Source organism: Aeromonas sp. 604176, from assembly GCF_049170755.1.
Lineage (GTDB): Bacteria > Pseudomonadota > Gammaproteobacteria > Enterobacterales > Aeromonadaceae > Aeromonas > Aeromonas veronii_A.
The window spans coordinates 1-13149 of record NZ_JAAKNE010000120.1; the positions used below are offsets into that span (position 1 = coordinate 1).

General features: G+C 60.5%; 12 protein-coding genes and 1 pseudogene. 7 read left to right on the forward strand and 6 right to left on the reverse strand.

Annotated features, from left to right (window positions below; translation table 11 throughout):
- Nucleotides 1-171: 171 nt before the first annotated feature.
- From livH to glpG, 6 genes are all read left to right on the forward strand, one after another.
- Nucleotides 172-1098 (forward strand): high-affinity branched-chain amino acid ABC transporter permease LivH, encoded by a 927-nt coding sequence (gene livH / locus G5358_RS17515; RefSeq protein WP_005339439.1) that lies wholly within the window; start codon nt 172-174, stop codon nt 1096-1098.
- A complete protein-coding gene (locus G5358_RS17520; RefSeq protein ID WP_005355922.1) occupies nt 1098-2366 on the forward strand; it encodes a high-affinity branched-chain amino acid ABC transporter permease LivM in 1269 nt (422 codons plus the stop codon). The genes livH and G5358_RS17520 overlap by 1 nt, the downstream gene beginning before the upstream one ends.
- Nucleotides 2363-3136 carry a high-affinity branched-chain amino acid ABC transporter ATP-binding protein LivG gene (livG, locus tag G5358_RS17525; RefSeq protein WP_110304531.1) on the forward strand — a complete coding sequence of 258 codons (774 nt, stop codon included), beginning with the start codon at nt 2363-2365 and terminating at the stop codon, nt 3134-3136. The genes G5358_RS17520 and livG overlap by 4 nt, the downstream gene beginning before the upstream one ends.
- A 10-nt stretch (nt 3137-3146) precedes the next feature.
- Nucleotides 3147-3848 carry an ABC transporter ATP-binding protein gene (locus tag G5358_RS17530; protein ID WP_236297787.1) on the forward strand — a complete coding sequence of 234 codons (702 nt, stop codon included), beginning with the start codon at nt 3147-3149 and terminating at the stop codon, nt 3846-3848.
- A 122-nt stretch (nt 3849-3970) separates the two neighbouring features.
- On the forward strand, nt 3971-4294 hold the full coding sequence (gene glpE, locus G5358_RS17535; protein ID WP_005355913.1) for a thiosulfate sulfurtransferase GlpE: 324 nt from the start codon (nt 3971-3973) through the stop codon (nt 4292-4294).
- Entirely contained in the window at nt 4291-5124 is an 834-nt protein-coding gene (gene glpG / locus G5358_RS17540; protein WP_265774920.1) for a rhomboid family intramembrane serine protease GlpG, read from the forward strand. Before glpE ends, glpG begins: the two co-directional genes overlap by 4 nt.
- Before the next feature lie 66 nt (nt 5125-5190).
- Here glpG and G5358_RS17545 read toward each other — a convergent pair whose 3' ends face one another.
- A complete protein-coding gene (locus G5358_RS17545) occupies nt 5191-7629 on the reverse strand; it encodes a VolA/Pla-1 family phospholipase (RefSeq protein ID WP_421324589.1) in 2439 nt (812 codons plus the stop codon).
- Between the two features lie 300 nt (nt 7630-7929).
- Between G5358_RS17545 and ubiK the strand changes: the two genes are divergently transcribed.
- On the forward strand, nt 7930-8187 hold the full coding sequence (gene ubiK / locus G5358_RS17550; protein ID WP_005339429.1) for a ubiquinone biosynthesis accessory factor UbiK: 258 nt from the start codon (nt 7930-7932) through the stop codon (nt 8185-8187).
- A 54-nt stretch (nt 8188-8241) separates the two neighbouring features.
- On the opposite strand, the gene G5358_RS17555 is transcribed toward ubiK, so the two are convergent.
- The 5 genes and pseudogenes from G5358_RS17555 to rho form a co-directional block, all read right to left on the reverse strand.
- Nucleotides 8242-9255, reverse strand: coding sequence for a sensor domain-containing diguanylate cyclase (locus G5358_RS17555; RefSeq protein WP_227341660.1), 1014 nt, complete (start codon nt 9253-9255; stop codon nt 8242-8244).
- A 218-nt stretch (nt 9256-9473) separates the two neighbouring features.
- Nucleotides 9474-10172 carry an NAD(P)H-flavin reductase gene (gene fre / locus G5358_RS17560; protein WP_042054686.1) on the reverse strand — a complete coding sequence of 233 codons (699 nt, stop codon included), beginning with the start codon at nt 10170-10172 and terminating at the stop codon, nt 9474-9476.
- A gap of 146 nt (nt 10173-10318) precedes the next feature.
- Nucleotides 10319-11788 carry a 4-hydroxy-3-polyprenylbenzoate decarboxylase gene (ubiD, locus tag G5358_RS17565; protein ID WP_421324590.1) on the reverse strand — a complete coding sequence of 490 codons (1470 nt, stop codon included), beginning with the start codon at nt 11786-11788 and terminating at the stop codon, nt 10319-10321.
- Between the two features lie 33 nt (nt 11789-11821).
- A complete protein-coding gene (locus tag G5358_RS17570) occupies nt 11822-12814 on the reverse strand; it encodes a hypothetical protein (RefSeq protein ID WP_421207186.1) in 993 nt (330 codons plus the stop codon).
- A gap of 108 nt (nt 12815-12922) precedes the next feature.
- Nucleotides 12923-13149 (reverse strand): annotated as a pseudogene (rho, locus tag G5358_RS17575) (transcription termination factor Rho); the annotation flags it as partial.

Genomic DNA, 13149 nt, shown 5'->3' on the forward strand with positions numbered 1-13149 from the left:
ACCGTGATGGGCCCCCTGACCTGGGCACCGAACGGTGACCTGAAAGGCTTCGAATTCGGTGTGTTCCAGTGGCACGCTGACGGTACTTCCAGCCAAGTCAAATAATCTGCCGATCGGGGGTGAGTACGCTCACCCCCTCCTCTCTTTGCGGGCAAGTACAGGGAACGCAGTATGTCCGAACACCTCCTCTATCTGGTTCAGCAACTGCTGAACGGATTAACCATAGGCAGCACCTATGCGTTGATCGCCATTGGTTACACCATGGTCTATGGCATCATCGGCATGATCAACTTCGCCCACGGCGAGGTGTACATGATCGGCTCCTATGTCGCGTTTATGGTGATGGCGGGGCTCATGATGATGGGCATCGACAGCACCTTTCTACTGCTGGGGGGCGCCTTCCTGGTAAGTATCATCATCACCGGCACCTATGGCTGGAGCATCGAGCGGGTCGCCTACCGGCCACTGCGCGGTGGCAACCGGCTGATCCCTCTCATCTCCGCCATCGGCATGTCGATCTTCCTGCAGAACATGATGCGGATGGCACAGGGTTCGCGGGATATCGCCATGCCCAGCCTGATCTCCGGCGGCTGGACCCTAGGGGGTGAGGATGGCTTTCAGGCCAGCCTCTCCTATATGCAGCTGATCATCTTCGTGGTGACTTTCATCACCATGCTGGCGCTGACCCAGTTCATCGGCCGCTCCCGCATGGGCCGCGCCTGCCGCGCCTGTTCGGAAGATATCAAGATGGCCAACCTGCTGGGCATCGACACCCATGTAGTCATCTCCATCACCTTCGTGCTGGGGGCCGCGCTGGCCGCCGTCGCCGGGGTGCTGCTCGGCATGTATTACGGCGTCATCAATCCCTACCTCGGCTTTATGGCCGGTCTGAAGGCCTTCACTGCCGCAGTATTGGGCGGTATCGGCAGCATTCCGGGTGCCGTACTGGGCGGCCTGCTGCTGGGGGTGGTTGAAGCGCTCACCGCCGGTTATCTCAGCACCGAGTACAAGGATGTGATGGCGTTTGCCCTGCTCATTTTTGTGCTGCTCTTTATGCCCACTGGCATTCTGGGTCGTCCGGAAGTGGAGAAAGTGTGATGAAACATCAATTTATCCACGCCTGTATCGCCAGCCTGGTGCTGCTGGTGCTCTCCTTCTGGCTGCTCGGCTTCAAGCTGGAGACCGATGGCTCCAGCCTGCAGGTAGTGAGCCGCCTCGATGTGTCGCTGGCCTGGCTACTGGGGGGCGCCACCCTCGTTTTCTGGTTCCAGATGCTGCGCGGCCAGATCGCCAAGCTGTTTCAGGCCTCCATCAGCGGCTTCTCGGTCGGCTTCACCAAGCTGGTGCTGCCGAGCCCGGAAGAGGCGCCCAAGCTCTATAACCTCACTGCCGTGCTGGTGCTGCTGTTCGCGGTGAGCTGGCCCTTTATGGCTTCTCGCGGCGCCATCGATCTCGCCACCCTCACCCTGATTTACATCATGCTGGGGCTGGGGCTGAACGTGGTGGTCGGCCTCGCCGGTCTGCTCGATCTCGGCTATGTCGGCTTCTACGCGGTCGGTGCCTACAGCTATGCCCTGCTCAACACCTACTTCGGACTGAGCTTCTGGGAGTGCCTGCCCATCGCCGGGCTGATGGCCGCGACCTTCGGCTTCCTGCTCGGTTTCCCGGTGCTGCGGCTCCGGGGGGACTATCTGGCCATCGTCACCCTGGGTTTTGGCGAGATCATCCGCATCCTGCTCAACAACATGACTACCCTGACCGGCGGCCCGAACGGGATCTCCGGCATCCCCAAGCCGACGCTGGGGGGTCTGGAGTTCAACCGCACCGTCAAGGATGGGGGCTTTGATACCTTCCACAACTTCTTCGGCATTACCTACAACGCCAACCACAAGGTGATCTTCCTCTACCTGATGGCGCTGGTGTTGGTGGTGGTGACCCTGTTTGTCATCAACCGCCTGCTGCGCATGCCCCTTGGCCGAGCCTGGGAAGCGCTGCGGGAAGACGAGATCGCCTGCAAATCGCTGGGGCTCAACCCCACCATCATCAAGCTGACCGCCTTCACCATAGGCGCCACCTTCGCGGGCTTTGCCGGCAGCTTCTTTGCCTCCCGGCAGGGCTTTATCAGCCCGGAATCCTTCGTCTTTATCGAGTCGGCCATCGTGCTCGCCATTGTGGTGCTGGGGGGCATGGGCTCCCAGATCGGGGTGGTGCTGGCTGCCATCGTGATGACGGTGCTGCCGGAGCTGGCCCGCGAATTCAACGAGTACCGCATGCTGATGTTCGGCCTCTTGATGGTGTTCATGATGATCTGGCGGCCACAGGGATTGCTGCCGATGACCCGTCCGCATCTGGAGTTGAAGAAATGAGTACACATCAGAAGTTATTGGAAGTTTCTGATCTATCGATGCGCTTCGGGGGCCTGCTGGCCGTCAACGGGGTCAAGCTGGATATCGACAAGGGTGAGGTGATCTCCATCATCGGCCCCAACGGCGCGGGCAAGACCACCATCTTCAACTGCCTGACCGGTTTCTACTGTCCGAGCGGCGGCACCATCCGTTACAAGGGTGAGGAAATCCAGGGGCTGCCCGGCCACCTCATTGCCCGCAAGGGGATTGTGCGTACCTTCCAGCACGTGCGGCTGTTCAAGGAGATGACGGCGGTGGAGAACCTGCTGGTTGCCCAGCACCAGCACCTCAACACCAGCTTTATCGCCGGCCTGTTCAAGACCCCGGCCTTCCGCCGTGCCGAGCAGGAGGGGCTGGAGCGGGCCGCCTTCTGGCTGGATAAAGTGGGCCTCAAGGATCTTGCCAACCGCGCCGCCGGTAATCTGGCCTACGGTCAGCAGCGCCGCCTCGAGATCGCCCGCTGCATGGCGACCCGTCCCGAGCTGCTGATGCTGGACGAACCGGCCGCCGGTCTCAACCCGAAGGAGACCGACGAGCTGGACGAGCTCATCATGAGCCTGCGAGACGAATTCGGGGTCTCGGTGCTGCTGATCGAACACGATATGAAGCTGGTGATGGGTATCTCCAACCGCATCTTCGTAGTCAGTCAGGGCACCCCGCTGGCCCACGGCAAGCCGGACGAAATCCGCAACAATCCGGCAGTGATCAAGGCCTATCTGGGCGAGTCGTAAGGACAAAAAGATGTTAGAACTTCGCAACGTATCGACCCACTACGGCAAAATTCAGGCGCTGCACGATATCAGCGTCGAGGTGAAAGAGGGTGAAATCGTCACCCTGATCGGCGCCAACGGCGCGGGCAAGACCACCCTGCTGATGACCCTCTGCGGTGAACCCAAGCCCAGCAGCGGCTCCATCTGGTTTGAGGGGGAACAGATCAGCTCCCTCACCACCGCCCGCATTATGCGCAAGGATATCGCCGTGGTGCCGGAGGGGCGCCGCATCTTCGCCCGCCTGACGGTGGAGGAGAACCTGCTGATGGGCGCCTTCTTCGTCGACAAGGCCGAGCAGCATGGCCTGCTGGATCAGGTGTTCACCCTGTTCCCGCGCCTGCACGAACGCTTGCAACAACGGGCGGGCACCATGTCCGGCGGCGAGCAGCAGATGCTGGCCATCGGCCGTGCCCTGATGAGCAAACCACGCCTGCTGCTGCTGGATGAACCCTCGCTGGGGCTGGCCCCCATCGTCATCCAGCAGATCTTCGACACCATAGAGCAGTTGCGCCAGAAGGGGATGACCATCTTTCTGGTGGAGCAGAACGCCAACCAGGCGCTCAAGCTGGCCGACCGCGGCTATGTGCTGGAGAACGGCCACGTGGTGCTGCAAGACACGGGCGCCGCCCTGCTGGCCAACCCGGCAGTGCGGCAGGCCTATCTGGGCGGTTAACCCACTGACCCGCATGCCATATCAACAAGGGAGCCGCTGGCTCCCTTATCTTTTGTGGGGTTAGTTTGCGCCCAAGCTTGCGGTACACTGGCCCGTAATCAACCTATTCGCAGGACATCCCGATGGACCAGTTTGCCCATATCAATGCCCATGATGCCCACCAGAAACTGAGCGCGGGTGAAGCCCGTCTGGTGGATATTCGCGACCCACAATCCTTTGAAGCGGCCCACGCGGTCGGCGCTTTCCACCTCACCAACGGCACCCTTGTGCGCTTTATGAACGAAGTGGATTTCGATACCCCGGTCATCGTGATGTGCTATCACGGCAACAGCAGTCAGGGGGCGGCCCAATACCTGCTGCAACAGGGTTATGACGAGGTCTACAGTCTGGATGGCGGCTTCGAGGCGTGGCGCCGGGAGTTTCCCATCGAGGCAGGCGAGGCATGATCCAGCTGCTGGTGCTCGACAACGCCCGCATGGCGCAGGCGCTGGTGGACTATCTGGCGACGCTAGGGATCTCCTGCGAGCTGACCCAGTCCGAGCTGGGGGTCACCATCTGGTTGGCGGACGAGCTACGCCTTGCCCAAGCCCAGCTGGAGGTGAAGCGCTTTCTGGCCGAGCCGGGCCACCCGCGCTATATGGAAGCCTCCTGGCAATCCGGCCGCGCCGATGCCCGCATCGACTACAGCAAGGGGATGACGGATCCCATCACCGATTTCCTCCATCAGGCGGGGCCACTGACGCTGGTGGTGATCATCGCCTGCCTCGCCATCTACGGCATCGAGGCCATCGGCCTACCCATCTACGATGAACTGGCATTCCACCCGACGCTGGCCCAGTTCACCGACTGGCAGGCGTGGCGCTATTTCACCCCCGCCCTGATCCACTTCTCGGTACTCCATCTGGTGTTCAACTTGCTGTGGTGGTGGTATCTCGGCGGTCAGATCGAGCAGCGCCTTGGCAGCGGCAAGCTGCTGATCCTGCTGCTGGTGGGCGCCGCCCTGCCCAATATCGCCGAGTTCTTCGCCAGCGGCCCGCTGTTTGGCGGCCTCTCCGGCGTGGTCTATGCCCTGCTCGGCTACTGCTGGCTGCGCAGCAAGCTGCAACCCGCCTGCGGCCTCACTCTGCCACCGGCGCTGATGGGCTTTATGCTGTTCTGGATGGTGCTCGGCTTCTTCGACATGCTCGGCACCAGCACCGCCAACATCGCCCACCTGACCGGTCTGCTGGTCGGCCTGCTGCAAGGCTGGCTGGATCGCAACCACCAGCCGACCTGATTTTTCAGCAGTTGCAGAAACGAGAACGCCGCCCCGAAGGGCGGCGTTTTTTTACGCGATAGGCAGTTACTGCTTGATCAGGGTGTCATCGGTTACCTTGACCGCCGCACCGCCACTCATAAAGAAGCTGGCAAACTGGGTCTGGATCTCTGAAGTGACCGCACCAACCTGATCGAAGTTCGCATCAGGGGCCAGCAGCGAGCTATGGCCCCCTTTCAGGAAGCGCGCAGCATGATGGACGGGGCCAAGGTAACTATCGGTCAACGGTTTTAATCCCATCACCCGGAACAGCGGCTCGGTACCACCCAGCGGCGCAGAGGCAATGCTGTTGGGGATCACCTGATCCGGCAAGCTGAGCGCACCATCACCAACAATTTCGGTGGCGAATAGCGGGAAGCTCTTGGCGACGCCACTGCCCAGATTGATCGGGTCGGCAGAGTCCAGCACTGACTGGGCGGCAAAGGTATAGCTCTGCAAGGTGCTCGCAGCCCCCGCCTGAGTAGCCGCATCCAGACTGGGCAGGAACTCGTTCACGAAACAGGTCGGCACCGCCGTCTGGCAACCGGGAGCATAAGCCTCAAACCCGGCCTTCAACTCGGGACTGCCCGAGGTAAGCACGCTCATCTTGATGGTCGGCCCGAAGCTCGGCGAGTTGAGCAGCAACGGGGCGATGCCGCCACCCGGCATCGACAGACCACCGGTTGAAAACTCGAACATGCTATCAGCGGCGTTACCCATTTTCTGGTTGGCCACCGCCAGCAGATTGGCCCCGGTAATGGCGCCGAGCGAGTGCCCAAGGAAGTGAACTTTCAGACCGGCACCGCCCAACTGACTGCCCAGCCCCTTGGCATTAGCCAGACCGACAGCCAGGCGCAGACCCAGCAGATCGGCCACGCTCTGCTTCAGGTTATCCCGCGCCACCGTCAGATAACCCAGATTCAGGTAGGGAGTCGGATTCTCGGAGGTGGTGACAGTATCCATGCTGCCGCTCAGGGCATAGCCACGCTCGCCGTGCAGCGGGTGATCGATCACCACGACAGCAACCACCTTGTTCACTGAGGGGTCTAACCCGGCACCTATCTGGCTCAGCGCCAGCGCATAGGCGTTCTCCTTGATAGAAGTGACCCCGTGCTGATAGATGATCACATCAGTGACAGTGCTGAGGTCAGTGGTGGGGGCAAAGATCCGCAGCGGTACAGATTGTACTTCGGTCAGGGTCGGCAGCGGGTTGAAACGGCCAATATTGCGCTCGGCATCCAGCGGCTTGCCACCTGAGGTGAGAGTCACCCCGATCAGCTTGCTCGCCTCCCTCAGCAGATCGGCCTGACGGCTCGGATCGGCAATCAGCTCACCCAGCAGCTCCGGATTCACTCCGGCGCCTACCAGCCCACCGATCACCTCGCTATCACCCGCTTTCAGCGCGTTGGCGATGGCATAGAGGCTGGGAATGGCGCCGTGCCAGGATTGGGTCTTGGCCTTGTCCCAGGAGCCGGCTATCGCCGGGGTTGAGAGGAAGTAAGGGAGTTTGACGGTACCGGTATAAACCTTGGTTAGCTGGGCAACCCCGTTAAGCGGCGTACCAACACCAAAGGCGGCTGTCAGTGCATCTTTCTGATCCTGCGGCAAGAATGGCTCATTCGCCAGCTGGGTCAGAAAATCCACCCCGCCACTAAGACCATTGATGGTATAGGTTGCTGGCAGACTGGTGTTGCCTTTGGCGTCCTGCTTCCACAGCGATGCAGCATCCAGGGTCGGGCTCTGCAACACGGTGGCCGCAGCGCCCTTCACTGCCAGCAGCACATCGGCACCGGACTGGGTGGCAAACCAGTCGGAGAAGATCACCCGATCGCTGGTGATCCCGGTAGCTGCCTTGAACAGCCCTTCCTGCAGCGCAATCAGGCTGCTGATGGTCTGCTCCTGCACGGTTGCACCAGCCGTCGATTTGAAGTTGCTGTAATCACCACCGGCCTTGAGTGGCACACCACGGCTGTCCTTGAGGGCGTCGGTCGCCACGATCATGTAGTAGGAAGAGGGATTAAGCGGCTTGAGCGGCACCAGATTGAGTTTGCCACCACCATCGCTTACCACAAAATCGGTGCCATAGGTCAGAGGCTTGTTGTTCTTCACTCCGACAGGACGCTGAGTCACCGGATCCAGCACCAGCTCCAGCAGATAGAGGGGGGCAATGGCCGAGGCATACTCGCCGGCGGCCGGTGCCGGCACAGAGACGCCGGTCACGGTCGCCGGCACCAGCTGGACAGGTTGGGTGGTTGACCAGCCATCCAGGGTGGAGAGGGCAGATACCGGGTTCGACAGATCGGCAGTTTCTGTCGAAAACTTCAGGGTACCGTCGCTGGCACGGGGGGCCAGCACACTCGGGCGAAGACCACTGCCACCACTCAGGGCATAGTCCAGGGAGCTGGTAGTATCTCCCTTGTTGTCATCTCCACCACATCCGCTCAGCAGAGCGCTGACAACAGCTGCATAAATTAGCTTCTTCTTCATTTTTTATTCTCTTTTTATAGGGTTGTTATCCATCACCAGCCAACGAGGCCATCACGACCGCGACTGCAAGACGTTAACATAAAACCAACAACCAACGAGACTCATGTTGGTCATCTTCTGCTCAGGTTTGTGGCGAGAATCAAGGTTTTACGTCAACAAAGGGGCGCAAGGGTAACAACAGTGAGTGATTAACCAGACCCGACCAGCCAGCGGGCACCATCACGACTAAAAAGCCGCCGCGATCTCGGCAAAGTGAGGGAATTGTCGGTAGAATGTCCGCCAACGCTTAAGGAGGACATCATGATCGACCCGAAGAAACTGGAAGAGATCGCCAAGCAGGTGCACAACTCCCTGCCACCCGGCATTCGCAGCATGGGTGAAGAGGCCGAGAAGAAGATGCGTCAGGTACTGCAAGCGCAGCTGGGCAAGCTGGATCTGGTCAGCCGTGAAGAGTTCGACGTGCAGACCAAGGTGCTGCTGCGTACCCGGGAAAAACTGGCCGCCCTCGAAAGCAAGCTGGCTCAGCTCGAGCAGCAGCTCGGCGCCAAAGGCGAATAACGAAAACCCCAGCTCAGCTGGGGTTTTTGCTTTGTATTGAACCTGTAAAAAGCATCACACCTGAAGCAGATACCAGGCCCGCTTGCCGCGCGCCTTGGCCTCGTACATGGCCCGGTCGGCCACCTCCAATGCCTGTCGGAAGCTCAATGGTTGCTCCTCCCACAGGGCGATGCCGATACTCAGCCCCACCCGCTGCGGGCAACCGGGTTTGGGCACGTAACCATGCATCCGGCAGATCAGGGCATCGGCCAGATGAGCCAGAGCATGGTTTGATACATCACGATGCAGATAAACCACAAACTCGTCACCGCCGTAACGGCCGCACAGGGCAGAGCCCGGCATAATGAGACGCAACCACTCCGCCATCTGCTGCAGTACCTGATCACCACAAGCGTGGCCCAACTGGTCATTGATCCCCTTGAAGTCATCCAGATCGATAAAGAGCAGTGCCCCCGTCCCTTGTGGCGGCTGTAGAGCGAACGCCTTGCCAAATCCCTGCCGGTTGAGCAGGCCGGTGAGCGCATCGCAGTTGGCACGCTCCGCCAGCCGCTGCTCATAAGCCTTGCGCTGGGTGATATCGATATGGGAGCCCATGATCCGCAATGGCCTGCCCTCATCATCCCACTCCACTACGCGACCACGATCCCACAGCCAGGTGATCTCCCCGGCCGGGCTGATGGTGCGGTATTCAGCTTCGTAGAAGGGCGTTTTCCTCTCAAGGTGGGCAAAGTAGCTGCCCATGGCATGGGCGCGATCGTCGGGATGGAGCTTGGCGCTCCACTGATCGAAATGAGGGGCCATATCGCCAGCCTGAAAGTTCTGCAGATTGAAGACCCGCAGTTCGCCGGTGGGAATGGTGCCCTGCCAGAGACAGATGCCGGTGCCATCGAGGGCGGCATTGAGCTTCTCCTGCAACAGGCCGTTTTCATGCTGCAAAGCGGCGATCTCTGCCTGCAAACGGGCAAACGCATCACCACCGGAGGAGGGTTCCGGCATGGCGGCCAGCTCAGTCGCGCAGGGTGCCTCCCGATCATACCCGGGTTGCCCCCTTGCCTCTTTGCTTAACACTGCGCCTCCTTGTGCTTGCTCTATGGATACTCTTGTCAATCCAAACAAAGATGCCACCAGCCAAGCCAGATTAGTAGCCATTCATAGCCAATATATTGAAAAATAATGGGATAACGCCGCGATAATCCAACCATTCGGTACGATCAGGTACTGCGGCAGCCACAAAAACAAAAGCCCCCGGCAAAACCGGGGGCTGCGTCATCCAAGCGGGGATCCCGTCAGATAAATTCGTAGGCGTCACCGAAGATGCGCTCCGGCTCGGCGCCGAGGATCTTGAACTCCTCACGCGCGGCCCCCGCCATCTCGAAGCGACCGGCGACATAGATGTCGTAGTCGTGGAGGCTGACGAAGTCATCCATGATCGCCTTGTGCACCAGTCCGCTCTTGCCGGTCCAGTCAGCATCCGGCTCCTGCACCACCGGGATAAAGGTGAGCGGCGCATAGTCACGCTCCCACTGCTGCATCTGCTCCAGTTCGTAGAGCCAGTGAGCCTGACGCACCCCCCAGTAGAAGAACACCGGGCGCTTGCTGCCTGTGTCGATCAGATATTCCAGAATGGAGCGGGCGTAAGAGAAGCCGGTGCCGCCCGCCATCAGGATCAGCGGACGGGGAGACTCATCGCGCAGGAACGCCTTGCCAGCCGGCAATTCGACCTCGATCTCCCCCTGCTCGCGCATGCGGGCCAGCACCTGACCGGCATAGGCGTTCTCGGGAGTGGCACCAATTTGCAGCTCCAGCACGCCCGGGCGGGTCGGCGAGTTGGCGATGGAGAAGGGGCGCTTGTCCGAATCGCTCATCACCACCAGCAGATACTGGCCCGGCTTGAAGCTGATCGCTTGCTGCGGCGTCAGAGCCACATGCCAGATGGTGTCGACATATTCGCGCAGTTCCTCTACGCGGCATTTGATACGTTGCATTCTTGTCCTTGTGGCGGGCTCGCTCGGCCCGCTTCGCTCATTGTTTCACTATGGAGTGACGACCAGCAGCCCTGGCCCCGTCAGTCGAGAATACTCAAATCAATGCGGATCGCATCACTTTTTGCAGCAAAGCTGTCATGTTTGCCTCATCCGAGGATATTGAGCTCATCCCAGATGGCATCGACCTTCTGCTTCACCGCCTCATCCTGAACTATGGGCTGACCCCACTCCCGATTGGTCTCGCCCGGCCACTTGTTGGTGGCATCCAGCCCCATTTTGGAGCCGAGGCCGGAGACCGGCGAGGCGAAGTCCAGATAGTCGATCGGCGTATGCTCGATCAAGGTGGTGTCCCGTGCCGGGTCCATCCGGGTGGTGATGGCCCAGATCACATCCTTCCAGTCGCGGGCGTTGACGTCATCGTCACACACCACCACGAACTTGGTGTACATGAACTGGCGCAGGAAGGACCAGACTCCCAGCATCACCCTCTTGGCGTGGCCCGGGTAACGCTTCTTGATGGTCACCACCGCCATCCGGTAGGAGCACCCCTCCGGCGGCAGATAGAAGTCCACAATCTCGGGGAACTGCTTCTGCAGCAGCGGCACGAACACCTCGTTCAGCGCCAGACCCAGTACCGCCGGTTCATCGGGCGGACGGCCGGTGTAGGTGCTGTGATAGATGGCATCGCGCCACTTGGTGATGTGGGTGATGGTAAAGACCGGGAACTCGTCCACCTCGTTGTAGTAACCGGTGTGGTCGCCATAGGGCCCTTCCGGCGCCATCTCACCCGGCTCCAGATAGCCTTCCAGCACGATCTCGGCGCTGGCGGGCACCTCCAGATCGCAGCTGATGGCCTTGATCACCTCGGTACGGCTGCCGCGCAGCAGACCGGCAAAGGCATATTCGGAGAGAGTATCCGGCACCGGCGTCACCGCGCCGAGAATGGTCGCCGGATCGGCACCGAGTGCCACCACCACCGGGAATCGCTCGCCCGGGTGGGCCTCCTGCCACTCGCGAAAATCGATGGCACCGCCACGATGATCCAGCCAGCGCATGATCAGCTTGTTTTTGGCGATCTTCTGCTGGCGATAGATGCCGAGGTTCTGGCGCTTCTTGTAGGGGCCGCGGGTGATGGTGAGGCCCCAGGTGACCAGCGGCGCCACATCGCCGGGCCAGCAGTGCTGGATCGGGATCTGGTCGAGATCGACCGCATCTCCCTCCTGCACCACCTGCTGGCAGGGGGCGGAAGAGAGGCGCTTGGTCGGCATGTTGAGCACCTGCTTGAAGATCGGCAGCTTCTCCATCAGCTCCTTGAATCCCTTGGGCGGCTCGGGCTCCTTGAGATAGGAGAGCCAGACCCCGACCTGACGCAGAGCGCCCACATCGGGCTGCCCCATGCCCATGGCAACCCGATCCGGGGTGCCGAACAAATTGGTCAGCACCGGCATGGTGTAGCCTTTGGGATTTTCGAACAGCAGAGCCGGGCCACCCGCACGCAGGGTGCGATCGCTGATCTCGGTCATCTCCAGATAGGGGTCTATCTCGCGGGTGATGCGCTTGAGTTGTCCGTTTTGTTCCAGCTGCGCGATGAAATCACGCAAATCCTTGTATTTCATGCAAGTTCCCAACCGGGTTCAGGAGGTCACGCATTATAACCCTGGCTGCCCATCGGGTGTACCCGAATCGGGCAGCAGACTCGGTGCTGCGGGGGGGAGATCACGCTGGCCGAGGCGTCTGGCAAGGCCGGAGAGCAACTGGGGTTCATCCACCTCCATCAATAGACCGGCCACCAGCGCCCCGTATTGGCGGTTGGAGAGCTCGGCCAGCAGGTATTTCTGGGCTTGTGGCGGCAAAGGAGAGAGGGCGCTCAGCTGGCGCAGGGCCGGCTCTCTCAAACCGGGATTGCCGCTGGCGGCAATCAGCAGGGAGCTGGCCGTATTGCCATGATGGAAGCGGTTGATGGTGGCGAGTGCGCGCAGCGCATCCTGATCTGCCGGCCGCCGCCACAACATGCCATAGAGCGCCGGTTCACCTGTGCGCAGCAGCAGATGGAGCAACAGCTGATTGTCGGGCAGATAGATATTCCGGCTGGCCAGCGCTTGCGCCTCCCGCATCCAGATCGATTGCGGCAAGGCGTCGAGGGCCAGCAACAGAGCTTGCTGCTGCATGGCAATATCGGGGTTACTGCTGTAGTAGATGGACTTTAGCTGGAAGTTGCCCTGGGCAAGTTGCTGCTGATAACGCTGCACCAATGAGTGCAGTTGCCATTCGCCCAGCAACTGACGGGCCTGCGCGGCAAAATCGTAGACAGGTTGCTGCACCAGAAAACCGTCTACCTGCTGCTCCTGCAGCCACTCTGGAGCCTTGTCGGCCTGTGCCTCGACCCAGCGTTGCAACGCGGGGGACGCAGGAGCGGTAACCGGAATATCCCGCAGCAGCTGCAACAGCAGGAACTCCCGCTGCTCGCGGCTCAGGGTCGCCAGCAGAGAGTCGATGGCGGCAAATTGTCCTTGCTGCAGACGGCTCGCCAGATAGTGCCGATGCGTCTGCAGCGTCTCGGCTGTCACCGTAGCCGGAGCACTCTGCGCACAGACTGGCATTGCACTCAGCAATCCCAGCAATAACCAGACAACAGGCTTCATGACGTCTCCATCCATGCGACATCGGGATCTCATACTACTAGGGCAACCGGAAAACAGATAAACAAAAACCGCGACCAGGGCCGCGGTTTCGTCATTTTCTGACCGGACTTACTTCTGCTGGCGCCGCATGGCGTCGAAGAACTCGTCGTTGGTCTTGGTCATCGCCAGCTTGTCGATGAGGAACTCGATACCGTCGATCTCGCCCATCGGGTGGACAATCTTGCGCAGGATCCACATCTTCTGCAGCTCGTCACCAGTGGTCAGCAGCTCTTCCTTGCGGGTGCCGGAGCGGGTGATGTCGATGGCCGGGTAGACACGCTTCTCGGCAATCTTGC